The following is a 23105-nucleotide window of genomic DNA, read 5'->3' on the forward strand; positions in this document are numbered from 1 at the left end:
GTAACCACAACAGACCGGACGCGAGCGCAAGAAGCCAGCCGACGAAGACGAATACCCAGCCGAGCGCCATGACGAGGATTACGCACGGGCCGGGTTCGAGATGCTCTCCACCGGCCCCGCAGCGGGTCCAAGTGAGCCGGTGGCCCTGTATCAGGTCGGCGAGGCCGCGCCACCGGGTCGATTAGGTGCTGCTCAGTGCCCCCGGCGGGACTCGAACCCGCACTGCACCGATTTTAAGTCGGTCGCCTCTGCCGATTGGGCTACGAGGGCCAGCAACCTCTGGCGTCAGCGTAGATGCTGCCCACCGCGGCCGACGCACCGTTTCCGCTCGGCGTCGTCTTCCACGCGACGCCGTCGGATCGGCGTCCGAGGCCCAGCACACGAGCGGCGCCGCCGGCCAGGACGTGTCCTTGGCCGGCGGCGCCGCTCGTCAATCGGGTACCCGGGACGGCTCCGACCCCCGACGGTCCGGAGCAGCCCGGGAGTCATCAGCCCGTCAGAATCTTGCAAGCAACGGCATGGTTGTGAGAAGCGGTCACGCCCATCACGGTGACACAGACCCGGTTGCCGCCCTTCCGCAGAGCAAAGCCGGCCCGGAACCCGTGTTTGCCGGGCACGCCGAACACCGAGGACGGCCCCGACGACGGCAAGTTGGCGGCCACTCGGTGCTTGACCCCGTTGACGGTCACCGAGACGGCGACCGAACGAGCCGGAGCGGCATTGTCGAAGGTCCAGCCGGCCACCACCGCGCGACCACCGATCGACTTCATGGAGGTGCGCTCGCGGATCTTCACCGGGACGTTGACGACCTTGCAGCCCAGAACGCGGGCCGGACTCGAGCCCATGGCGACGAGGGTGACACAGACTCGCTTCCGGCCCGACGACGACGCGATGGCGACCGAATAGCCATGGGCTCCGGCGACGTGCGTCGACCGGTTCACGTCCGCCCGGCGGGTTGCCGCCTTCCAGGTGGTGGTCCAGTTGTTGATCGTCACTTTCACCCGGCTGGTTGCGCGCGGATGGTTGGCGTCGAGCGCCCAACCGGTCACGATCAAACGCCCCGACGCGGCGTCGTAACGAACGCTGTCGAGGTGCGCGCGCTGCTGCGCCGGAAGTACTTTCGGCGCGGCCCGGACGGTGGCAACTCGGGCCGGCCCACCGGAACCACCCGCGGGGAGACCGACGATGCTCGCGCACGTCCACGGGCTCCAGCCGCGCTGCTGCCAGAGCTTGTAGGCAAGGGCGTCCTGGGTAGCCGCACTGGCGTTGCTCGGCAGTCCGCTGCCGCCGATACTCTGCCAGGTGCCGAGATCGAACTGGTAGGCGCCGTAATAGCCGTTACCGGTATTGGTGGAGTAGTTACCACCTGATTCGCAGTTGCGGAGTTTCAGCCAATCGCCCGCGGACGGCTCGGCACTGGCCGAGCCAATCGTCGCGACGACAACTCCCGTGGCAACGAGTACCGAGATCGCACCCGCGATCACCCGATTGCGGCGTAATCTCGCCCGAACGCGGGCGCGCTTTTCGGTGCGCGGTTCCGTTGACAACTCATCATGCAGATGCATCAAGTCGGCTCTCTTTCAGGTCAGCTCTCGCAGGTCAGACCCCCTGGCAGTGCGTGACTCCTCCAAGCGGCCGGCCGGACCGCACCGGGTACGTTACCTGAATGAGATAGAAAAGTTGCAATCCGGTGCCCAGAAACTTTTGAACGACGCGTGATCGACGACAGAATTGATCATGAAAGTCCGAGAACTTCGAATATGACGCCGTGCGAAACATTCCGGACCGGACAACGGACCACGGGGTCGGTTCTTCCCGTCGTCACCAGGGGAAATCGACCCGGCCCGACACCCGACCATCGCCCGTCGGCGGACCGATCCACGGCGCACCGGACCACTCAGGCGAGGGACAACGCGAGCCCGTCCAAAATGTCGTGTTCGGAGACTGTGATCTCCTCCACAGCCCCCGGAGCGACCCGTTCCCGCACCAGCGACACCAGGGTGGACAGGACGAGGGCACCGCCCCCGATGACATCCACCCGGCCGGGGTGCATGTAGCCCAGTGCCGCCCTGTGCGCGCGAGTGGCGCCCAGCAGGGTGTCCGCCACCTGGTGGACCCGCGATGCCGGGATGTGGGCGAGATGGATGCGGTCGGGATCGTAGGTCGGCAGCCGCAGGGCCGCCGCGGCCACCGTCGTCGCGGTACCGGAGACGGGCACGAGTCGACGGACGGAACGCACCGGCAACTGGTCGAGGCCGTCGCCGAGCACGGCCCTGGCCCACTTCTCCGCCTCACGCCGCTCGGCCGCCGTCGGCGGATCGCCGCGGAGCACCCGCTCGGTGATCCGCACGCAGCCGATGTCCAGACTCACCTCCCCGGCGATGACGATCCGGCCGTCCACCACCGAGCCGACGACCATCTCGGTCGACCCACCACCGATGTCCACCACCAGGAACGGCCCGGTGGACGGATCGAGATCGCCAACGGCGCCGCGGAACGACAGCGCCGCCTCCTCGGCTCCGGTGATCACCTCGGGCTCCTGTCCGAGCGTCGAGGTGACCATGGCCACGAAGTCGGCACGGTTGTCGGCGTCGCGGGTGGCCGACGTCGCCGCCATCCGTACCTGCACCGCCCCTTCGGCCCGCAGGATCGCCGTGTAGGCGGCCAGTGCGCTCCACGTGCGGTCGATGGCCGCCGGCGACAGCCGACCGGTCGCGTCAACCCCCTCCCCGAGGCGGACCACCCGCATCTCCCGGTGCACGTCGGTGAGCCGCACGGCTCCGTCGACCACGGTCAGGTCAGCGACCAGAAGACGGATCGAATTGGTGCCGCAGTCGATGGCCGCCACCCGTCGTGAAGACCCCGGATCGGCGGTCGCGCTGTGCTTACCCATACCAACTCAACTCAGCCGACTCCCGTCGCTCGGTAGAACCCTTCGATGTGGGCGGCGACCAGTTCGGCCGCCACCACCGGGTTCCCGGCGGCCACGGCGTCCAGCATGCCCGTGTGCTGGGTCCGCAGGAGACCCGCCATCTCCGGCCATCCGGGGCCGTCGTCCCGCCCGCGGGACGACGGCCCCGACGCCGGCAGAGAATCCTTGTCGGGTGCGGGCGGCAACGCCGCCACCGCTTGCGTCACGTAGCTCTCGATGCCCTCCCGCATGGCCGACATGATGGCCGTGATCACCACGTTCCCGGCCAGCCGGGCCAACTCCACATGAAAGCGGGTGTCCAGGGCCAAGAACTCGGTGGCGCCCAGTTCTGGGGCGTCCATCGCGCTCAGCAACGTCCGCGCCGGGCCGAGATCGAGGGCCTGTGCCGTGCCCAGTGCGATGGCCTGTGCGGTGGCTGCCTCGCGCAGCGCCCACGATTCGATCAACACCCGGGTCGCGACCAGGTCCCCGACCGGAAGATGTCGGCTGGCCAGGTGCCAGCGCAGCGCGGCACCGATGGGTGCGGCCGGGTCGGAGATCAGGATCGCTCCCGCCTCCGGCCCGGATCCGGCGGCCGTGCGGATCAGCCCCATCGCCTCGAGCACGCGGATCGCCTCTCGCACGCTGGCTCGGGAAACGCCGTACCGCTCGGCCAGGACGCGCTCCCCCGGCAGCCGGCCACCGACCTGCAGGCGACCACCGGCCAGGTCGGCCTCGATCCGGGCCAGCACCGTCTGATAGCTCCGGGCCACCGGACGAGCTGTCATTCTTCGGGGCTCCTCGGGGATTGCCTACATGGTCCGACCTCACTATCCTACTGTGGTCTGACCACACCAGGCCGGACGTACGCCACCGGTCCGTGGCCGGTACCCGCGCCCCATCCGCCGCTCCCAGCTCATCTGGAGTCCGTCCATGCGCATTGCGCTCGTCGCCACGTGTCTGGCCGACGCCCTGTTCCCCGGGGTCGCCATCGCCACCACCCACCTGCTGGAGCGGCTCGGTCACGAGGTGGTCTTCCCGGCCGACCAGACCTGTTGCGGGCAGATGCACATCAACACCGGGTACCTGGACGAAGCCGTCCCGGTGGTGCGTCATCACGTCGATGTCTTCGACCCGGCCGAGTTCGATGTCGCCGTCGCACCATCCGGGTCGTGCGTTGGTTCGATCCGGCACCAACACGCCATGGTGGCTCGACGGGCCGGCGACACCGACCTCGAGCGCCGGGCGAAGTCATTGGCCGACAAGACTTTCGAGCTTTCCGAGCTGCTGGTCGACGTTCTCGGGCTGACCGACGTCGGGGCCTACTACCCGCACCGCGTCACCTACCACCCGACCTGCCACTCGCTGCGGATGCTGCGCGTCGGCGAGAAGCCGTTGACCCTGCTGCGCAACGTCAGCGGGATCGATCTGGTCGAGCTGCCCAACGCCGATCAGTGTTGCGGGTTCGGCGGGACCTTCGCGCTCAAGAACCCCGAGGTGTCCACCGCGATGCTGGCCGACAAGATGTCCGACGTGCTGGCCACCAAGGCCGAGGTGTGCTCGGCCGGCGATTCGTCGTGCCTGATGCACATCGGCGGCGGTCTGAACCGCTTGCGAACCGGGGTCCGCACCGTCCATCTGGCCGAGATCCTGGCCTCCACCCGGTCCGCCGCGCCCCGAGCCGCCGATTCCCAGGCCACCACGGTGACGGTATGACGACGTTCCTGGGCGTGCCCATTCGGCGTTCGACCGGGACGGAGAGTCCGCTGCGCGGCACCGAGACCTTCCCGGTCGCGGCCAGGCGGGCCGTCGGCAACACGGTGCAGCGGCGCAACCTCGGCCGGGCCACGGCCACCATCCGGGCCAAACGGGCGGCCGTGGTGGACGAGGTGCCGGACTGGGAAGCACTGCGCGACACCGCATCCGCAGTGAAGGCCGACGTGATGGCCCGGCTTCCGGAACTGCTGGAACAGCTGGAGGCGGCGGTCACCGCCCGCGGCGGCACGGTGCACTGGGCGGCCGATGCGCTGCAGGCCAACCAGATCGTGACCGAGCTGGTCAAGGCCACCGGCGCCGATGAGGTGGTCAAGGTCAAGTCCATGGCCACTCAGGAGATCGGGCTGAACGAGTACCTGGAAGAGCAGGGCATCGCGGCGATCGAGACCGACCTGGCCGAGTTGATCGTCCAGCTGGGCCACGACAAGCCGTCGCACATCCTGGTGCCGGCCATCCACCGCGGGCGGGCGGAGATCCGGGACATCTTCCTGGCCGAGATGCAGGACGCACCATCCGATCTGACCGACGAACCCCGAGTGCTCGCCATGGCCGCCCGGGCCCATCTGCGGCGCAAGTTCCTCTCGGCCAAGGTCGCCGTCTCCGGCGCGAACTTCGGGATCGCCGACACCGGGACCCTGGCCGTGGTCGAGTCCGAGGGCAACGGGCGGATGTGTCTGACCCTGCCCGACACCCTGATCACCGTCATGGGGATCGAGAAGTTGCTGCCGACCTTCGACGATCTGGAGGTGTTCCTGCAACTGCTGCCCCGCAGCTCGACCGGCGAGCGGATGAACCCGTACACCTCGCTGTGGACCGGCGTCACCCCGGGCGACGGCCCGCAGGACTTCCACCTGGTGCTGCTGGACAACGGACGGACCAACGCGCTGGCCGACGAACTCGGCCGCACCGCGTTGCACTGCATCCGCTGCTCGGCCTGCCTGAACGTCTGCCCGGTGTACGAACGGGCCGGCGGCCACGCCTACGGTTCGGTCTATCCCGGGCCGATCGGGGCGGTCCTGACCCCGCAGCTCACCGGCATGGCCGGGCACGACGACGTGAACTCCACCCTCCCCTACGCGTCGACCCTCTGCGGGGCCTGTTTCGATGCCTGCCCGGTGAAGATCGACATCCCGACCATGCTGGTGGAACTCCGTGGTCGCGCCGTCGATGCCGACCGCGGCCACGGACTTCCCGGCGGCTGGGCCGCCGCCATGAAGGCGGCCTCGTGGGTGATGTCCAACGAGAAGCGTTTCGCCGCCGCCGAATCCCTGAGCAAGGCCGGCCGGGTGCTGGCCGGCAAGAAGGGCCGGATCAGCACCCTGCCGTTCCCGCTGTCGGCCTGGTCGACCAGCCGCGACCTTCCGGCCCCACCCAAACAGACGTTCCGGCAGTGGTGGCGGGACGATCACGTCGCCCCGGCACCGGTTGCCGGAGAAGGAGACCCGTCGTGACGACGCCCCGGTCGACCACCCGGTCGGCCATGCTCGACCGGATCCGGGCCGCGGTGGCCGCCGGGTCACCGGCCGTCGCCCCCGGTCCGGTTCCCCGGGCCTACCAACGAGCGGGTACCAACGCCCCCGGCTCCGAACAGGTGCTGGACCTTCTCGTCGACCGGCTCCTGGACTACAAGGCCGAGGTCACCGTGGTCGGCTCGACCGCCGAGCTGCCGGCCGCGGTGGACGTCGCCCTTGGCTGGGCCCGGTCGGTGGTGGTACCGGCCGGGTTGCCGGAACCGGCCCGTGCCGGGTCCGCCGCCGGCGGACGCACGGTCGTGGTCGACTCCGATCCCGCCGTCCTCACCCCGGTCGAGCTCGACCGGATCGATGCCGTGGTCACCGGAGCGACGGTGGCCATCGCCGTCACCGGAACGATCATCCTGTCCGGCCGGGGCGACGAGGGGCGCCGGGCCATCAGCCTGGTTCCCGACCTACTGGTGGTGATCGTCCGGCTGGAACAGATCGTCGAAACGGTGCCCGACGGTCTGCGTCGCCTGACGCCGACCGCGCCGCTGACCATGATCTCCGGGCCGTCGGCGACCAGCGACATCGAACTCTCCCGGGTCGAGGGCGTGCACGGTCCCCGCACCCTCCGGGTCCTGATCACCCGCTGACCACCACCGAGGCTGCCAAGATGGCGGCATGACGCCGACGCATGTCGTCCTGAACCAGGTACCGCCCCTCGTCGGGGTCGACGTCACCGCAGCGGACCCGGCCCTGGCCGCGGCCGGTCCGGTGGACGAGAGCCTGCGGGAGCTGGGCTCCCTCGCCGGGTCGGCCGAGACCATCGAGGCCGCCCGGCTGGCCAACGCCTGCTCACCCGTCCTGCGGACATTCGACGGGACCGGGCACCGGATCGACGAGGTCGAGTTCCACCCGGCCTGGCACACGCTGATGCGGCATGCGGTCGGCGCCGGGCTGGCCGGAGCGACCTGGGCGTCGGCCGACCCGCACGCCCATCGACGCCGGGCGGCCGCCTTCTACGTCTGGACCCAGGCCGAGGCCGGCCATCTGTGTCCCATCTCGATGACCTACGCCGCCGTGGCCACCCTCCGCGAGTCGCCCGAGCTGATGGCGGAGTTCGGTCCGGGTCTCACCTCGCTGGTCTACCAACCGGGACTGACCGATCCATCGGGCAAGGCCGGGCTGCTGGCCGGGATGTCGATGACCGAGAAGCAGGGCGGCTCCGACGTCCGGGCCGGAACCACCAGGGCCGTCCCGGACGCGGCCGGGGGTGACATCTATCGGCTGACCGGCCACAAGTGGTTCACCTCGGCCCCGATGAACGACCTGTTCCTGACCTTGGCCCAGGCCCCGGGCGGCCTGACCTGCTTCCTGCTGCCGCGGGTCCTCCCCGGGGGCGAACGCAACACGATGGCGCTGCAGCGCCTCAAGGACAAGCTCGGCAACCGCTCGAACGCCTCGGCCGAGGTCGAGTACGACGCGGCTATGGCCCATCGGGTCGGTGACGAGGGGGCCGGCGTCCGGACCATCCTGCGGATGGTGACGATGACCCGGCTCGACTGCGTGCTCGGCTCGGCCGGTGGCCTGCGGGCGGCCCTGTCCCAGGCCACCCACCACGCCGCCCACCGGATCGCGTTCGGGCGTCGACTGGCCGACCAGCCGGCGATGACGGCTGTGCTGGCCGACCTGGCCGTCGAGTCGTGGGCGTCGACGTCGATCGGATTGCGGCTGGCCGCCGCGGTCGACGCCGGAGAGACCACACTGCTGCGGATTGCTCTTCCGGTCAGCAAGTTCTGGGTCTGCAAACAGGCCGTGCCGGCCGTGGCCGAGGCCCTGGAATGCTTGGGCGGCAACGGATACGTCGAGGAATCGGTGATGCCGCGGCTGTTCCGCGAGTCGCCGCTGAACGGCATCTGGGAGGGGTCCGGAAACGTGGCCGCGCTGGACGCCGTCCGGGCCGTTACCCGGTCCCCGGACCCGGGCGAGGCCTTGCTGGCCGAGTTGTCGCCGGCCCTCGGCGTCGACCGCCACTTCGACGCCGCAGTGACCCGGCTCCGGGCCCGGCTCCGGGACCCGGACGAAATCTCGGCCCGTGAGCTGGCCGGTTCGGCCGCCCGCCTGTTCGGGGCGTCACTGCTGCTGCGATCGGCCCCGGCGCAGGTCAGCGGCCTCTACTGCGCCACCCGGCTGGCCGGATCCGGCGCCCGGGCCTACGGCGAACTACCCCGTGGCTTCGATCTGGCGAGGATCGTCGCCGCCGTCACGCCCGGCCCCGACTGAGATCTTCTCCAGGTCGACCTCGCCGAACCGGGCCAGCAACGCGGCCCCGAGCAGGGCCAGCGTCAGCCCGATCAGGGCGACGGCCACGAACCCGGACCGGAAGGTATCGCCCAGCCAGGCCACGCCGATCGCCGACGGAACGATGGTCTCGGTGATCACCACGAACGCCATCACCGTCGTCACCGGAACCCGTTGCAGCGCCAGCCCGAAGATAAGCATGGCGATGCCGCCGCCGGCCGCGATCGCCCACAGCGCCGGCGAATAGATCAGCCGCCACCACTGGTCCGGCACCACCAGGCTGCGGGACGCGATGGCGGTGATGCCGAAGCCGAGGCCGGCGGCCGTACCGAGCAGCACTGCCGCCGGCGCCCCGGTCAGGCGCAGCCCCACCGCTCCGATCAGCCCGACCGGGACCGCCGCGGCCAGCATCACCCAGTACCAGACAGTGGCCAGGACGACGTCCTTCTCCGCGCCGGCCGACAGCGCCAGCAGCACCAGGCCCAGCCCGAGGCCGGAGATGGCAAGCCATTCCGCCCGCCTCAGCGGTGTGCCCATGAAGGCCACGATGGCGGCCGTCACGCCGACGTTGCCGGCGACGATCGCCTGGACCACGAACAAGGGCTGGTGCAGCTGCAGGGCCACGACCGAGACGACGAACCCGATCACGTCCAAGCCGATACCGATGACATACGGCAGTTGACCGAGCAGCCGGATGAACAGGCGGGGGTCGAGATTCGCGGAGGTCGTCGTCCGGCGGGCGCCGACGGCCTGCAGCACGGACGCGCTGCCATAGCAGACCGACGCGAGGACCGCGCACAGCAGTCCGAAGATCACCGTCCGACCCCTTCCGTCACCGATCGACCGCCGTTGTCCCCATCGACGAGGAGCACCTGATCACAGGTGCGAGCAGGCCGGCTCCCCGCGGAAATAGTCGCCCAAGCGATCCACCGCTTCGTCACCCAACGGGTTGACGCCCCGGCCGACGGCCAGCGAGTGCGCGACCAACACGTGCAGGCACTTCACCCGGTCCGGCATTCCGCCGGCGGTGACGGCGATCCCGAGATCGCCCAGCGCATTGCGGGTGGCCAGGTAGCTGTCGTGGGCGCGTCGGTACGCGGCGGCGAGGTCGGGGTCCTGGGCGAGACGTTCGGTCATCTCCTTCATGACGCCCTCGGACTCCATCCGGCTGACGGCCGCGTTGAGTTCCTTGCAGCACAGGTAGTACATGGTGGGAAACGGCGTGCCGTCCTCGAGCCGCGGCGATGTCAGCACGACGGCCGGCACCTGGTGCGCGCAGCGGTAGGCCACGGCCAGGATGCCCCGCGGCGGCCGTCCGAGTTCCCGCTGGAAGGCCTCGCGATCGGCATCGGTCACGGCCTGCAGATCGTTTGCGGCGCCGAAGACACCGGACTCCGCGTTCATCGCCCGGCTCCGGTTCGAGCGGCGGCCGAACTGCGCGGCGTGGTCGACTTGCCGGGCGCGGCGGCCGGCGCCGAGGGCGCGGTGGTCGGCGCGGTCGAACCGGACGTGGGGGCCGGGCCGGGCGCCTTCGTCACCGTCGGGTCGGACAGGGTGTCCCAGAGGTGCGAGTACCAGGGCGCCGCGGTGCCGGGGGTGACCGGGGACGCCGCCTTCGGTTTCGGCAGCGCCGGCGCGTTCACCACGAACACGGTGTCACCGGGCTTGACGTACTGCAGGCGCCGCTTGGCCTCGGCCGCGATGTAGGCCGGGTCGGTCAGGGCCGCCCGCTCCTCCTCGAGCGCCGCGAGCTGCACCCGGAGCTTCTGCTCGGTACTCACTTCCGCACCGAGGTCCGCGCGCTGGGTCAGGTAGTTGCGCAGCGGTACGGCCAGAGCCAGGGCCACGGCGCAGAACACCAGGCCGAGCACCGCGACCTGCTTGACCAGTTGTGAGGCACTGCGTTTGGTCTCGGCCGGTCGGCTCAGGCCGCGGACGGTGACGCCGGTGCGCCGGCGTCCGCGACGTCCGGGGGTGGCCGGCGGGGCCGTGCCGGGGCGCTTCCCGGCCGGCCGCGGCGTCGGCCCGGTCCGCGGTGGTCGCGGGGCGGACCAGCCGACCCCGGAGGCGTCGTTCCCCGCGGCCGGCGTCTGGCCGATTCCCTGCGCGTCCGGCCCGGCGGACGAGGCCGGACGCCCGGTCCGCCCTCGTGAGCTCCCACGACCGGTGCGCGCGACCGCACCGGACCGCGAGGGTCCGGTGCTGCGCGCGCGCCGGCGTGGTGTGCTGTCGGTCAAGGTCAGGCCTTGAACCGCGGGAACGCGAGTTCACCCAGGTACCGGGCCGCATCGCCGAGGTTGTCCTCGATGCGGAGCAGCTGGTTGTACTTGGCCACCCGTTCGGACCGGGCCGGAGCACCGGTCTTGATCTGGCCGCAGCTGGTGGCGACGGCCAGGTCGGCGATGGTGGTGTCCTCGGTCTCGCCGCTGCGGTGGCTCATCATGCAGCGGTAGCCGTTGTTCTGGGCCAGCGTCACCGCGTCGAGGGTTTCCGACAGGGTGCCGATCTGGTTGACCTTGACCAGAAGTGCGTTGGCGGCGCCCCGGGCGATGCCCTCTTCGATGCGGTCGGGGTTGGTGACGAACAGGTCGTCGCCGACGATCTGGATCTTGCTGCCCATCTCGGACGTCATGGCCACCCAGCCGTCCCAGTCGTCCTCGGACAGCGGGTCCTCGATGGAGACGATCGGGTAGTTCGCGACCAGCTCGGCGTAGTACTTGATCAGATCGGCCGAGGACTTCTTGGCACCTTCGAAGGTGTACGCGCCGTCGGAGTAGAACTCCGTGGCCGCCACGTCCATGGCGAACGCGATGTCCGTGCCCACCGTGAAGCCGGCCTTGGTCACCGCCTCGGCGATCAGATCCAGGGCGGCCCGGTTGGAGGCCAGGGACGGGGCGAATCCGCCCTCGTCGCCGAGCCCGGTGGACAGACCCTTGCTCTTGAGTACCGACTTGAGCGAGTGGTAGACCTCGGCGCCCCAGCGCAGGGCCTCGCGGAAGGTGGGGGCGCCGATCGGCGCGATCATGAATTCCTGAACGTCCACCGCGGTGTCGGCGTGCGCGCCGCCGTTGACGATGTTCATCATCGGGACCGGGAGGATGTGGGCGTTGGGGCCACCGATGTAGCGGAACAGTTCGAGCTCGGCCGAGTCGGCGGCCGCCTTGGCCACGGCCAGCGAGACGCCGAGGATGGCGTTGGCGCCGATCCGGCTCTTGTCCGGGGTGCCGTCGATGTCGATCAGCTTCTGGTCGATCAGCCGCTGCTCGGTGGCGTCGAAGCCGACCAGCTCGGGGCCGATCTCGTCGAGCACGGCCTCGACCGCCTTCTGGACGCCCTTGCCGAGGTAACGGCCCGGGTCGCCGTCCCGCAGTTCGACGGCCTCGTGCTCGCCGGTCGATGCACCGGACGGCACGGCCGCGCGGGCCAGTGACCCGTCCTCCAGGGCGACTTCCACCTCGATGGTGGGATTGCCCCGGGAATCGAGGATCTCGCGGGCTCCGATGAGTTCGATGGCCGCCACGGGCACATCCCTTCACTAGCGGGTTGTCATGTTTGAGCTGCCGTACTGCGAACCGGTGATCGCTCACCGGCGGCCGCGGCCACGCCAGGGACGGAGCCACGCTGCTCCATGGTCACCTTATCGGCGCGGCGGGGTTCACCGGCACCGGACTCGCCCGGTCGTCACGGCTTGCTGCGACCGTTCGGGTGGATCAGAAGGCGCGGGCGTGAAACCGATGGGCCGTTTGCCTGTGAATCGGTGGATTCGGTCGTCACGGGTACCGCCACGGGTGGATAGTGCGCTGCGAACGGCCGGGCCTGGCCGTGAAACGACCAGCGTTGGAGCCATCGATGCCCGGAACCGCCAAGAAGACCATCCCGTACTTCAGCCGTCGCCGGCTCGACCCCACCGTCCCCCACCACCCGACGGTGGTCGCGGCCTTCGAACACCGCGCCGGAAACGTGCAGCTGAAGGTGGCCGATGCCATCACCTCGTTCGCGGGATCGATGAACTTCGTCTACCTGCACATCGTGGTGTTCGGCGTCTGGATGCTCCTGGTCGAGAAGTCGCCGTGGCCGACGCTGACCCTGGTCGTGTCGCTCGAGGCGATCTTCCTGTCCACCTTCGTGATGATCGGCCAGAACCGGGCCGCGGCCTTCCAGCAGCACAAGGCGGATCACGACTTCGTCGAGCAGGAACTCGAACTCAAGACCAACACCGACCTGACCCGCGAGATCCACGTGCTGACCACGGAGCTGCACCGGCGGTTGCTGGACGACCCGACGGGCGCCGCAACCGGCACCCCGCAGGCCGCAACCGGCACCCCGCAGGCCGCAACCGGCACCCCGGGGACCGCCCCGACCGGCTGAATCAGACGCCGAGGGCGCGGAGCCGGGGTAGCACCTCGGCTCCGTAGAGCTCCAGGAATCGGGCCTGGTCCGGGCCGGGGGCATGGAAGACCAGATGCCGGAAGCCGAGATCGACGTAGTGCTTGATCTTCTCGACGTGTTCTTCCGGGTCGCTGGACACGATCCAGCGGGAGGCGGCCTGTTCCACCGGGAGCGCATCGGCCAGCCGCTGCATCTCGATGGGGTCCTCGACCCCGGACTTCTGCTCCGGGGTCAGCGCCAGCGCACCCCAGTACTTGGTGTCGTGCATGGCCTTCTCGCGGTCGTGGTCGAAGGAGACCTTCATCTCGATGAGCAGGTCGAGATCGTCCAGGGTGCGGCCGACCTTGCCCGCTCCTTCGGCCAGGGCCGGGAGCAGGGTGTCCCGGTACAGGGTGTCGGCCTTGCCGGAGGTGGTGATGAAGCCGTCGGCGATCCGTCCGGCCAGGCGGGTCGCAGCCGGGCCGGAGGCCCCGATGTAGATCGGCACCGGCTGTTCCGGCTTGTCGTAGATGGTCGCCTTGTCGGTCGAGTAGTAGGTGCCGTCGAAGGTGACCCGGTCCTCCCGCCACAGCTGCTGGATCAGCAGCACCGCTTCTTTCAGGCGGGCGAACCGCTCCTTGCCGTCGGGCCAGGTCAGGCCGAGCGGGACCTCGTTGAGGGATTCGCCCGAGCCCACGCCGAGGATGATCCGACCCGGGAACAGCAGCCCCAGGGTGGCGAAGGCCTGGGCGATGACGGCCGGGTGGTACCGGAACGTCGGGGTCAGGACCGAGGTGCCGAGGGTGATCTTCTCGGTACGGGCGCCGAGCGCCCCCAGCCAGGGCAGCGCGGCCGGAGCGTGTCCCCCGTCGTGTCGCCAGGGTTGCAGGTGGTCGGAGACGAAGACCGAATCGAATCCGGCCTGCTCGGCCAGCACGCCGAAATCGGCCAGCTCCTTCGGTCCGAACTGCTCCGCTGAAGCCTTGTACCCCAGGCGCAATGCCATCACCGACCCTCTTTCTGCCCCGATGACGGGACGTTCGCTGCTCCCGCCCGCGCCCCGTCATCGGGGCCGGCGTTCTCCACATTCTTACCCCGGCCCCGACCCGGCCCTCACGGCACCCGACCCGTTCGGACCGTGTCCGGGGGTCGGTCAGGCCAGCGCCCCCCGGACGACGGCCGCCACCTGGGCCGCTTCGATCAGGAACCCGTCGTGCCCGTGATCCGAGTGCATGGTGACCAGGGGGGCCGCGCCGCGGGCGGTGGCCAGGCGCGCCCCCTCGGCGGGCGTGTACAGCCGGTCCGAATCGACCACGGCAGCCGTCAGCCGCGGCGAGAACCGTTGCAGCACGGCCTCGACCCCGCCGCGGCCGCGGCCGATATCATGGGCGTTCATCGCCTCGGTCAGCACCATGTAAGAGTTGGCGTCGAACCGCCGACCGAGCTTGGTGCCGTGATGGTCCAGGTACGACTCGACGGCGAACTGCGGTCCGTCGTCCTGACGGGCACGGCCGAACCGGGTGTTCAGTTCATACCCGGACCGGTAGGTCGTGTGGGCGATCTGACGTGCCACCGACAGCCCCCGCAACGGCGGTCGACCGGCGTAGTAATCGCCGCCGGCGAAGTCCGGATCCATCCGGATGGCGGCCAGTTGCGATGCCGCCCAAGCGATCTGGTCTCCGGACGCGGCCGCCGTCGTGGCCACCGCGATCACCCGCCGGACCTGGGCGGGGTAGGTGACCCCCCACTCCAGGGCCCGCATGCCGCCCATCGAGCCGCCGAGCACGGCCGCGAAGGAGCTGATGCCCAGGTGCTCGGCCAGGGCGGCCTCGGCCTTGACCTGGTCGCGGACGGTGATCGCGGGGAACCGCGATCCGTACGGCTGGCCGTCGGGAGCGGGCGAGGACGGCCCGGTGGTTCCCCGGCACCCGCCGAGCACGTTGGCCGCGACCACGAAATACCGTTCGTCCAAGGGGGACCCGAGACCGATCAGCCCCTCCCACCAGCCGGGGGTCGGGTGATCGGGGCCGGGTGGCCCGACGACGTGCGAGTCGCCGGTCAGCGCGTGCTCGACGAGCACGGCGTTGTCGCCGCGCTCGTTGAGCTGCCCCCAGGATTCGTAACAGATCCGCACCCCGCTCAGGGTGACCCCGGACTCCAGCGACAGGTCACCGATGTCGAGGTACCGACGGGCCCCGGGCAGGCCGGTACCGCCGCCGGAGCCCACAGGCTCGGCGGTGGTACCGGGTCGAGAGGTCAGGGTCATGGTGCGGCCGAGGGAGCAGCCCGGATCAGGACTTCGCCGCGCGGAACCCGGCGTCCAGGTCGGCCAGGATGTCGTCGACGTTCTCGGTACCGACGGCCAGCCGGATCAGTCCGGGCGTGACGCCGGTGGTCAGCTGCTCCTCGGGCGAGAGCTGGCTGTGGGTGGTCGAGGCCGGATGGATCACCAGCGACCGGACGTCGCCGATGTTGGCCAGGTTGGTGAACAGCTCCAGGGCGTCGGTGAACTTCTGTCCGGCGGCGACGCCACCCTTGATCTCGAACGAGACGATCGGGCCACCGCCCAGGGGCGAGTACTTCTGCTGCTGGGCGTGCCACGGACTGGACTCCAGGGCCGGGTAGGACACCGACTGGACCTCGTCGCGTCCTTGCAGGAACTTGGCCACCGCGGTCGCGTTCGCGACGTGCCGCTCGATCCGCAGGCTCAGCGTCTCGATGCCCTGGGCCAGCAGGAAGGCGTTGAACGGCGAGATGGCCGGGCCCATGTCGCGCAGCGACTGGAGGCGCACCTTGAAGATGAACGAGACGTTCGCCTTGAACAGGCCTTCCGGACCGAGATCGCGGCCCCAGACCAGGTTGTTGTAACTCGGGTCCGGGTTGTTGAAGTTGGGGAACTTCTCCGGGTCGGCCGTCCAGTCGAAATTGCCGGAGTCGACGATGGCGCCGCCGATGGCCGTCCCGTGACCGCCCAGGTACTTGGTCGCCGAATGCACCACGATGTCGGCGCCGTGCTCGAACGGTCGGATGAGATACGGGGTCGGCACGGTGTTGTCCACGATCAACGGCACGCCGTTGGCGTGGGCCACCGCCGAGACCACCTCGAAGTCCAGGACGTCGAGTTGCGGGTTGGAGATCGACTCGGCGTAGAACAGCTTCGTGTTCGGCTTCACCGCGGCCTGCCAGGACTCGGCGCTGTCCGGGTTCTCCACGAAGTCGACCGTGATGCCGTACTTCGGCAGGGTGTAGTGCAGCAGGTTGTAGGTGCCGCCGTAGAGCCGCGGGGAGGACACGATGTGGTCGCCGGCCTCGGCGATCGACAGAATGGCCAGGGTCTCGGCAGCCTGGCCGGAGGCGACCAGCAGTGCGCCGACGCCACCCTCCAGCGATGCGATCCGGTCCTCCACGACGGCCGTGGTGGGGTTCATGATGCGGGTGTAGATGTTGCCGAGCTCTTCCAGCGCGAAGAGTTTGCGACCGTGCTCGGACGAGTCGAACGCGAACGACGTCGTCTGGTAGATCGGCAAGGCTCTGGCCTTGGTGGTCGGGTCAGGCGTCTGGCCGGCGTGGATCTGGCGGGTTTCGAAGGACCATTGGGGGCTCATCGGTGGGCTCCAGGCTGGGTGGGTCTGCGACACGGTTCCGGTCGCAGACGGGTGGCGGTGAGCCGCCGATGAGGCAGCGACTCACCCGATTCGACAACGATTTGGGCTCGCCGCTGGCGGGCCCGCGCTTGCTATTCGTCAGGTGCAACGAACAGCCAGGTCATCACCCGGGGCACCCCACCGCGAGTGGAGGGTTGCCGCCCAGCAAGCCGGGGCTGTGTGCTGGAACTCAAGACCTGCCCCGAGCATACCGGGCACCGTTTCCCGCCCGCAGGGAATACGGGTTAATGCGCCGGGGACCGAACTCACGCCGGCGGGGCAGATCCGGTCGGTGCTCGTGTTCGCGGCTCTGGCCATGGCGCCGGAGGGCGTCGCCCCGCGGTCGGCCGCACCGGTCCGGGGGTTGGGTCAGCGCGCCACGTGGTGGGGACTGACGGTGACGGGCGCCTGGTCGGCGGCGGCGGTCTCCGTGTCGGCCAGGCGGGCGGCGTGCGCCTTGGCCACGGCTCTGAGCTCCGATTCCGGATCGCCGCCGGCAGCGCCGGCCGCGTAGGCGATGCGGAAGATCTGCTCGGCCGGCGAGTCTCCGGTCGGCGGATCGATCTCGACCCCGAACCTCGCGGCCCGCGCCCCGAGCTTCGCGGCCAGGGCCACCGCCGGCTGCCCGAGAGCCACCCCGGACACGACGGACGACCGGCCGTGTTCGGCCTTCTTCAGCTCGTCCCACCGCACCTGCTGGTCGGCCGCATCCTGGATCGGCTCCGCCCCGGCAAAGACGTGCGGATGGCGCCGGATCAGCTTGTCGACCAGATCTGCGGCCACATCATCCACGTCGAAGCCACCGAGCGCACGGTCGCGTTCGGCGGCGATGCGGGCGTGGAAGAGGACCTGGAGCAGTACGTCCCCGAGTTCTTCACGGATGGCCACCTCGTCCTCGTCCTCGATGGCCTGGAGCAACTCGTAGGTCTCCTCGACCAGGTACCGCCCGAGGGAGGCGTGGGTCTGCTCGGCGTCCCACGGGCAACCGCCGGGCGACCGCAACCGGTCCATGACCTCGACTGCTTGCCGCAGGGGTGACTCGGGACTGCTCACAGGCCACCGTTGAGCGCAACGACCTGCCGGCTGACCGGATCCCAGGACCCGAAACGCGGATTCACCGAGACCGGCTCATCAGTGCTGGTCGGCACCATCAGGATGGCGAGATCGAAGAAGTCGGAGGCGGACTGGGCAGCCTGCAGGGTCGCCGCCGTGAGGTGGGCGGTGGAGACTTTCCGCTGGCTGATCCGGGCAACCAGGTACGACCCGTTCGTCGGCAGGATGATGAACGATCCGTTGGCCGCGCTGTACAGCCCCGCCGAGCCGGCACTGGGGGTAGTCAGCAGATTGAATTGGCGGTTGGACACTCCCCCTTGGCCGGCCGCGGCGACGTCGGCGGTCAGCCTGGCCGGGTCGGCGCTGTAGACCGCCAGTTTGGCCACTGCCGCATCACGGGTCGCCGTCGGCACGCCGTCGACCACCACGCTGACGTCCGGCACGGTCACACCGGCTGCGGGTATCCCTCGAGCCAGTTTGCCGAGCAACACGTAATCCCTGGACAGCGTCGGCAGGTCCGCGCTCTGCAGATTCAGCGACGGGATGACCTTCTGCGTCGAGAACTGCGCCTGCGCCGCGGACACCTCGCTCGCGGTTGCCGTCACGCCTGCGGCCGCCGCAGCTCGCTCGATCAACAAGTGCCGGACCTGAAAGGTCAGTTGGAGTCGATTCACCTGGGCTCGCTGCGAGTCATCCAGACTGCCCTGACCGAGTTCGTCGATGAACGCAGCGCTCTGCTGCTGGATCGTGGACTCGCTGATGGCACTCGGCCCGACAACCGCGGCCGAGCCCGACTCGCGGACCACCGAACACGCGCTGCTGGTCATCAACAACACGGCCATCCCGAGCCCCAGCATGCGGCGGCGCCCTCCGGCTCCACGACGAGCCATCTGCAGTACCACGAGCCTGACCTCCGAGGATTGCCGGACGATGCCTGGCTCAGCCTGCCACAGCCCCTCGGGGGCGGCCCACCGTCCCCGGCTTTACGGGCCACCACGGCCATGGTCGTGACCGGGTCAGCCGGCGGCACGTTGACCGGAAGTGACCGAGCCGACTTATCCAGCCGGTCGACTCCGGATCCGCTCACACCGTCGGGTGGTCTTTCCCACACCTTCAACCCCGCCTGCGGTCCGACGCCGCCGATTGGTTGCGGTCCGTAGCCATCACGCTGAGTGTTCAAGATCCAAAGCACACTCAGTAGCACTTTGCGCCACCCAACACACGCTCTGTAGCCATGGGCACGCTACGCCCAGGTCGGGACAAGGTGACGTTCCGTAGACCATAGATTACAGTTAGCAACAACGCACTGCTGCTGACAGAAGAGCTTACCCAGAGCAACGGGACGAGGGCCGACCGCAGGTTGCCGAGATCGAACAAGAAGCCGCAAACAGACAGACCTCGAGAGGCCTCCAGTGACTACACCCGGTTCCGACGCCCGCGCCCCCCGCACGTTCAACCGTCGGAATGTTCTTCGGCTTGCCTTCACAGCCGTACCCATCGGCGTCGGCGTTCTGGCCTTCCCCCGCCTCGGCGGCACGGCCGCGGCCGGCACCACGCCCACCATCAACATCATCGATGCGGTGTCGCAGAGCATCGGGACCACCTTCGTCCTGGGGACCACCAAGCCGGATGCCAGCACCACCGGCGTGCCGGCCGGCACCAGCCTGGTGGACGTCACCGGCGCTTTCACCGCCTCGGTGGCCGGGGCCGTCATCACCAACAAGCGGTTCCGCAACTATGTGTACGTGCGAGCGGCCAACGTCACCTTCCGCAACTGCGAGTTCCGCGGACCCGCTTCGGGCGCATTCGTCACCTACGGACTGGTCGACTGCCGATCATCAGCGGCCACCAACGTGCTGATCGACCGATGCACGTTTGCGGCCACCGCGACGAACATGTACTGGTGCAACGGCGTCTCGGTGCGCAGTGGGGCTTCGGTCACAGTGAACCGCTGCAACATCTCGGCCGTCGCCGATGGCCTCAACGTGTCCGGTGCGTCACTGACGGCAACCGGCAACTACATCCATGATCTCTATTTCTTCAACAACTCGGTCGACCATGCCTCGGACGCCTACCACCCCTACTGGGAACACAACGACGGCATCCAGATCTCCGGCGGTGCGGGACCATACATGATCCGCGGCAACTACTTCTCGTCGTACGTGCAGCTCGGTACCAATGACGGAATCCATGGCATCCCGGCGATCGACCCGGCGACCGGATCCTGGAATCGCCGTTGGGGCGCCGGCATCACCGCGTCGCCCGACTCGGGTCAGATCACGAATGCGACCATCACCCAGAACTGGTTCGAAGGCGGCACGGCATCCTTCCAGTCGTCCTCGTCGGGCGAAGTCGGGGCGAACTTCGGAACGATCTCGAGCAACCGATTCGGCATGGATCAGTACAACTACGGCAGCAGTTCCCGCTACCAGATCCGCTACAAGAGCGGCATCACCATCGCCGGACTGGGAACCAATCTCTTCGATCCGTCGTGCGCGAGCGTGCCGTCCAGCATGAAGGATCAGACGTTCACGGTGAGCTTCACCGGGGGCATCCGAATCGACTGAGCCGCCCGGCTCAGTAGGCTCCGGATGACGCGACGACGGCTTTGGCGGTCTTCCACAGGATCACCAGATCACCGGTGATGGACCAGTTCTCGACGTAATACACGTCCAGCCGGACGGTTTCCTCCCACGTCAGGTTGGACCGCCCGGACACCTGCCACAGGCCGGTCATGCCGGGCTTCACCAGCAACCGAAGCCTGGCATCATCGCCATAGACGTCCACCTCGGTCCGAAGAGGCGGACGGGGGCCGACCAGGCTCATGTCGCCCTTGAGGACATTGAACAACTGAGGCAGCTCGTCCAGGCTGAAGCGTCGTAGAACACGACCGATCTTGGTCACCCGAGGGTCGTCGCGCAGCTTGAACAAGATGTCGTTCCCGGCATCCCGACTGCTCCGGCGGAGATCGGCCAACAGATCCTCGGCATTGGGCACCATGGATCGGAACTTGACCATCCGGAACGACTTCCCGTTGAGGCCCACCCGCTCCTGCCGAAAGAATATCGAGCCGCGGTCGGTGAGCTTGATCGACACCGCCAAGCCCAGCAGCACCGGCGACAACAGCAGGATCAGAACCAGCGCCCCGACGATATCGAAAGACTTCTTGACAATGCGATTGGCGCCCCGATACGTCGGGCGGTCGACGTGGATCAACGGCAGTCCGGCGATCGGAGTGGTGTGCACCCGCGGACCGGCGATGTTGGTCAGGGCTGGCGCCAGCACCAGGTCGATGTCAGTACTTTCAAGCTCCCACCCGAGCTTTCGGACCATGTCCGGGCTGAACGACGCAGTGGCTGTCACGGCGACCACATCGGCCCCGCAGGCAGTGGCGACACCGGCCACATCGGTCAGCGTTCCCAGGACGGGGAACCCGTCGACCGACATCGTGCCGCCCTGTTGGGTCACCGCGTGCTGATCGGCGGCCGTCACGCTCGTGCAGATACCGATCACCCGGTATCCGGCCAGCGGGGCCCTCCGCAGGGACCTGGTCAATTCGGTGGCCGAATGCACGTTTCCGACCACCAGGACCTTCGACTGGTACTCGCCGGCCAACCGCTTGGCGTGCAGCCACCGACGCCAGATGAAGCGCGAAAGAGTCAGCGCCACCAATCCGGCCGGCATCACCACCAGCACATATACACGCGGCAGATTCAGGTCGAAGACGTAGGAACAGATCGCCACCAACCCGAAGAGGGTGACCGTGCTCTGCACGACGCGTTTGTATTCCTCGGGCCCGTAGCCGAGCACCGACTTCTCCCGTGACCCGCCCCAGTGCAATCCGACCAGCCACAGCAGAACCAGGCCGACCGTCAGTAACACGTAGCCGGTCTGGTCCGGAGCCCGAGAAACCCGAGTGGTCAACGATCCGAGGCGAATGGTGTGCGCCCCGACGGCGGCCCAGGTCACGACGACCACATCCGAGACGAACAGCCCGATGGCGTACCGCCGCGCCCATGGCAGCCCACGAGAGGCCGCGTCGGCCGGGGCGCCCGCACGGAGGGCGCCGCGTTCGTCCGACGCGGGAAGCGGCCGCCCGTCGGCCGGCACCTGCGCTGACCGCGGGCTTGTGCTGAGAGTCATCGTTCACCTCCCCTCAGTTGGATGTGGCAAGCACGAAAGCTCTTGTCGTTCTCGAAAACAGTTCATTGGATGTTCGACAGCGGACGGGCGTCGCGACGGGAGACCGCGGCTCAACCGGAGATGACAGCCAGTTCGTCCGTATCCGGCCCGGCGGTCGCATTCAGCACTCGGCGCAGCATCGAACTGGACGTGTGCACCGTGTACGGGAAATACACGATCTCGACTCCGACCGAGGCAAAATCCGACTCCAACTTGAGCCCTTTGGGAGTACCCCGCCAGTCATCACCCTTGAAAAGATGCGTAAATCCGAGATCCCGCCAGGAGTCCAGCTTCTCGGTCGTCCGCTCCGCATACACCTCGTCGACGTAAGAAATGTTGCGAACGATCTCCATGCGTTCCGGCAACGGGATCACCGGCAGCCGACCCTTCGTCAGCGCGCAGATCTCGTCCGTAACGACGCCCGCAACCAGGAAGTCGCAGCGCGCCTTGGCCTGCCGCAGGATATTCAGGTGCCCAACATGAAACAGGTCGTACGCGCCGGGTGCGTACCCGATCCGGATTGCCACTGCGTCGGTCCTCTCGCCAGCTCGGTCCACGAGCCCAGGGGACCGGACGGTCCCTGACTCATCAGCCCCGACAACTGACGGCTCTACGGATGACCGTATCGTAACCGACGGTGGCGATCGCGGCGAGAGAATGCCTCGAACGGGTTAACTGTCCCCCGTCAGGGGAGGCCGACGAGGGCTCTGTGTGTCTCGAAGGTTACTCTCTGTCCTGCTGAGCCGCCCGGAGGCGAACCGGTTGCTCAGTCGTCGCCGCCCGCGGAGCCCGATAGAAGGCCGTGAAGGTGGCCGACCACGGCCTCCCGTGCACCACGGCACCGGCGGGCAGCAGGTCGGAGAACTCGCGGAGCGACAGTAGGCGGGTGAACTCGGCATGACGATCGCGCCAAGCGGTCGACCAATGACGAAATATCGCCGAGGTGTGGGATTCGACGGGAAACCATCGATTTGGGGTCGTGATGACCCAGTTCCGGGCCACCCGCGTCTGCTCCCGCACGAAGGTGCGTTGTTCGTCCGCCTGCCCGACATGTTCGATGACCGCGTTGGCCACCACCAGGTCGGTAGCCCCGTCGCGAAACGGGAGGGCGCGACCGTCGGCCAGGACGAAGCGCCACGCACCGGGCGCGCTCAGGATGTCGCAGGCCGCCAGAACGTCGGCGTGGTCGGCCACAGCGCGTTCAACAATACGTTCGTTTGCGTTACCACCGGGACTGCAGCCGACGAAGATCGCATTGTGAACTCCGTTGTCGGCCATGAACTTCAGAATGAGTCGGGCCTTCTTCTGACGATTGCGCTTACTGAAGGCAAGTACCGCAGTCCTCATGATCCGGCGCATTGGAACCTCCCACTGGTCCGCCGCCCGATCAGGACCGAACGGTCAATTTCCTGT

The 23105-nt window shown here is 68.6% G+C and carries 20 protein-coding genes, 1 tRNA gene, 1 pseudogene and 1 riboswitch; of the genes and pseudogenes, 6 read left to right on the forward strand and 16 right to left on the reverse strand.

Annotation, left to right across the window (positions count from 1 at the left end):
* Positions 1-196 precede the first annotated feature (196 nt).
* The 4 genes from BLS97_RS02475 to BLS97_RS02490 all read right to left on the reverse strand — a co-directional run bounded on the left by BLS97_RS02475 (position 197) and on the right by BLS97_RS02490 (position 3699).
* Positions 197-270, reverse strand: a tRNA-Leu gene (locus tag BLS97_RS02475).
* A gap of 218 nt (positions 271-488) precedes the next feature.
* Complete coding sequence (locus tag BLS97_RS02480; protein WP_269457487.1) at positions 489-1484, reverse strand: transglycosylase family protein; 996 nt, start codon at positions 1482-1484, stop codon at positions 489-491.
* Between the two features lie 413 nt (positions 1485-1897).
* Complete coding sequence (locus BLS97_RS02485) at positions 1898-2893, reverse strand: Ppx/GppA phosphatase family protein (protein ID WP_090474440.1); 996 nt, start codon at positions 2891-2893, stop codon at positions 1898-1900.
* 11 nt (positions 2894-2904) lie between these two features.
* A complete protein-coding gene (locus BLS97_RS02490) occupies positions 2905-3699 on the reverse strand; it encodes a FadR/GntR family transcriptional regulator (RefSeq protein WP_090474441.1) in 795 nt (264 codons plus the stop codon).
* 145 nt (positions 3700-3844) lie between these two features.
* Here BLS97_RS02490 and BLS97_RS02495 point away from each other — a divergent pair, with 145 nt between their 5' ends.
* Genes BLS97_RS02495 through BLS97_RS02510 form a run of 4 tightly spaced genes read left to right on the forward strand, consistent with a single transcriptional unit; the run spans position 3845 to position 8427 of the window.
* A complete protein-coding gene (locus tag BLS97_RS02495; protein ID WP_090474443.1) occupies positions 3845-4627 on the forward strand; it encodes a (Fe-S)-binding protein in 783 nt (260 codons plus the stop codon).
* Positions 4624-6138 (forward strand): LutB/LldF family L-lactate oxidation iron-sulfur protein, encoded by a 1515-nt coding sequence (locus BLS97_RS02500; protein WP_090474444.1) that lies wholly within the window; start codon positions 4624-4626, stop codon positions 6136-6138. Before BLS97_RS02495 ends, BLS97_RS02500 begins: the two co-directional genes overlap by 4 nt.
* A gap of 29 nt (positions 6139-6167) precedes the next feature.
* Positions 6168-6797 (forward strand): LutC/YkgG family protein, encoded by a 630-nt coding sequence (locus BLS97_RS02505; protein WP_090481138.1) that lies wholly within the window; start codon positions 6168-6170, stop codon positions 6795-6797.
* A gap of 28 nt (positions 6798-6825) precedes the next feature.
* On the forward strand, positions 6826-8427 hold the full coding sequence (locus BLS97_RS02510) for an acyl-CoA dehydrogenase family protein (RefSeq protein ID WP_090474445.1): 1602 nt from the start codon (positions 6826-6828) through the stop codon (positions 8425-8427).
* Here the strand turns inward: BLS97_RS02510 and BLS97_RS02515 are convergent.
* The 4 genes from BLS97_RS02515 to eno are packed head-to-tail and all read right to left on the reverse strand — an operon-like array spanning position 8368 to position 11965.
* Positions 8368-9261 (reverse strand): DMT family protein, encoded by an 894-nt coding sequence (locus BLS97_RS02515; RefSeq protein ID WP_090474447.1) that lies wholly within the window; start codon positions 9259-9261, stop codon positions 8368-8370. The genes BLS97_RS02510 and BLS97_RS02515 overlap by 60 nt on opposite strands.
* Before the next feature lie 60 nt (positions 9262-9321).
* Positions 9322-9849 carry a DUF501 domain-containing protein gene (locus BLS97_RS02520; RefSeq protein WP_090474449.1) on the reverse strand — a complete coding sequence of 176 codons (528 nt, stop codon included), beginning with the start codon at positions 9847-9849 and terminating at the stop codon, positions 9322-9324.
* The gene (locus BLS97_RS02525) at positions 9846-10682 is read right to left on the reverse strand and encodes an FtsB family cell division protein (protein WP_090474451.1); all 837 of its coding nucleotides are present in this window, start codon (positions 10680-10682) and stop codon (positions 9846-9848) included. Before BLS97_RS02525 ends, BLS97_RS02520 begins: the two co-directional genes overlap by 4 nt.
* Positions 10683-10684: 2 nt before the next feature.
* Positions 10685-11965, reverse strand: a complete 1281-nt coding sequence (gene eno, locus BLS97_RS02530; RefSeq protein WP_090474452.1) for a phosphopyruvate hydratase — start codon at positions 11963-11965, stop codon at positions 10685-10687.
* A 329-nt stretch (positions 11966-12294) separates the two neighbouring features.
* Here eno and BLS97_RS02535 point away from each other — a divergent pair, with 329 nt between their 5' ends.
* A complete protein-coding gene (locus BLS97_RS02535) occupies positions 12295-12813 on the forward strand; it encodes a DUF1003 domain-containing protein (protein WP_090474454.1) in 519 nt (172 codons plus the stop codon).
* A 1-nt stretch (position 12814) separates the two neighbouring features.
* On the opposite strand, the gene fgd is transcribed toward BLS97_RS02535, so the two are convergent.
* The 5 genes and pseudogenes from fgd to BLS97_RS02560 form a co-directional block, all read right to left on the reverse strand.
* Positions 12815-13819 carry a glucose-6-phosphate dehydrogenase (coenzyme-F420) gene (fgd, locus tag BLS97_RS02540; protein WP_090474456.1) on the reverse strand — a complete coding sequence of 335 codons (1005 nt, stop codon included), beginning with the start codon at positions 13817-13819 and terminating at the stop codon, positions 12815-12817.
* Between the two features lie 147 nt (positions 13820-13966).
* On the reverse strand, positions 13967-15079 hold the full coding sequence (gene metX, locus BLS97_RS02545) for a homoserine O-acetyltransferase MetX (protein ID WP_090474457.1): 1113 nt from the start codon (positions 15077-15079) through the stop codon (positions 13967-13969).
* 25 nt (positions 15080-15104) lie between these two features.
* Complete coding sequence (locus tag BLS97_RS02550) at positions 15105-16418, reverse strand: bifunctional o-acetylhomoserine/o-acetylserine sulfhydrylase (protein WP_090474458.1); 1314 nt, start codon at positions 16416-16418, stop codon at positions 15105-15107.
* A gap of 119 nt (positions 16419-16537) precedes the next feature.
* Positions 16538-16655: riboswitch (SAM riboswitch) on the reverse strand.
* A gap of 171 nt (positions 16656-16826) precedes the next feature.
* Positions 16827-17510: pseudogene (locus BLS97_RS02555) on the reverse strand (MazG family protein); the annotation flags it as partial.
* Positions 17507-18400, reverse strand: coding sequence for a hypothetical protein (locus tag BLS97_RS02560; RefSeq protein WP_157695127.1), 894 nt, complete (start codon positions 18398-18400; stop codon positions 17507-17509). The pseudogene BLS97_RS02555 and the gene BLS97_RS02560, both read right to left, overlap by 4 nt.
* A gap of 522 nt (positions 18401-18922) precedes the next feature.
* On the opposite strand from BLS97_RS02560, the gene BLS97_RS02565 reads away from it, so the two are divergent.
* The gene (locus BLS97_RS02565; protein ID WP_090474460.1) at positions 18923-20077 is read left to right on the forward strand and encodes a hypothetical protein; all 1155 of its coding nucleotides are present in this window, start codon (positions 18923-18925) and stop codon (positions 20075-20077) included.
* A gap of 10 nt (positions 20078-20087) precedes the next feature.
* Here the strand turns inward: BLS97_RS02565 and BLS97_RS02570 are convergent, their stop codons facing one another.
* The 3 genes from BLS97_RS02570 to BLS97_RS02580 form a co-directional block, all read right to left on the reverse strand.
* Positions 20088-21653 carry a sugar transferase gene (locus BLS97_RS02570; RefSeq protein WP_090474461.1) on the reverse strand — a complete coding sequence of 522 codons (1566 nt, stop codon included), beginning with the start codon at positions 21651-21653 and terminating at the stop codon, positions 20088-20090.
* Between the two features lie 110 nt (positions 21654-21763).
* On the reverse strand, positions 21764-22219 hold the full coding sequence (locus BLS97_RS02575; RefSeq protein WP_090474462.1) for an adenylyltransferase/cytidyltransferase family protein: 456 nt from the start codon (positions 22217-22219) through the stop codon (positions 21764-21766).
* Positions 22220-22415: 196 nt separating this feature from the next.
* Entirely contained in the window at positions 22416-23051 is a 636-nt protein-coding gene (locus tag BLS97_RS02580) for a methyltransferase domain-containing protein (RefSeq protein WP_090474463.1), read from the reverse strand.
* Positions 23052-23105 lie beyond the last annotated feature (54 nt).

Source organism: Nakamurella panacisegetis (assembly GCF_900104535.1).
GTDB lineage: Bacteria > Actinomycetota > Actinomycetes > Mycobacteriales > Nakamurellaceae > Nakamurella > Nakamurella panacisegetis.

Coding starts and splice junctions, on each gene's coding strand:
- BLS97_RS02580 (WP_090474463.1), bottom strand. CDS start 23,051: ATGCGCCGGATCATGAGGACTGCGGTACTTGCCTTCAGTAAGCGCAAT.
- BLS97_RS02490 (WP_090474441.1), bottom strand. CDS start 3,699: ATGACAGCTCGTCCGGTGGCCCGGAGCTATCAGACGGTGCTGGCCCGG.
- BLS97_RS02485 (WP_090474440.1), bottom strand. CDS start 2,893: ATGGGTAAGCACAGCGCGACCGCCGATCCGGGGTCTTCACGACGGGTG.
- BLS97_RS02570 (WP_090474461.1), bottom strand. CDS start 21,653: ATGACTCTCAGCACAAGCCCGCGGTCAGCGCAGGTGCCGGCCGACGGG.
- BLS97_RS02560 (WP_157695127.1), bottom strand. CDS start 18,400: ATGGCTCGTCGTGGAGCCGGAGGGCGCCGCCGCATGCTGGGGCTCGGG.
- fgd (WP_090474456.1), bottom strand. CDS start 13,819: ATGGCATTGCGCCTGGGGTACAAGGCTTCAGCGGAGCAGTTCGGACCG.
- BLS97_RS02505 (WP_090481138.1), top strand. CDS start 6,168: ATGCTCGACCGGATCCGGGCCGCGGTGGCCGCCGGGTCACCGGCCGTC.
- BLS97_RS02500 (WP_090474444.1), top strand. CDS start 4,624: ATGACGACGTTCCTGGGCGTGCCCATTCGGCGTTCGACCGGGACGGAG.
- BLS97_RS02550 (WP_090474458.1), bottom strand. CDS start 16,418: ATGAGCCCCCAATGGTCCTTCGAAACCCGCCAGATCCACGCCGGCCAG.
- metX (WP_090474457.1), bottom strand. CDS start 15,079: ATGACCCTGACCTCTCGACCCGGTACCACCGCCGAGCCTGTGGGCTCC.
- BLS97_RS02495 (WP_090474443.1), top strand. CDS start 3,845: ATGCGCATTGCGCTCGTCGCCACGTGTCTGGCCGACGCCCTGTTCCCC.
- BLS97_RS02510 (WP_090474445.1), top strand. CDS start 6,826: ATGACGCCGACGCATGTCGTCCTGAACCAGGTACCGCCCCTCGTCGGG.
- BLS97_RS02520 (WP_090474449.1), bottom strand. CDS start 9,849: ATGAACGCGGAGTCCGGTGTCTTCGGCGCCGCAAACGATCTGCAGGCC.
- BLS97_RS02535 (WP_090474454.1), top strand. CDS start 12,295: ATGCCCGGAACCGCCAAGAAGACCATCCCGTACTTCAGCCGTCGCCGG.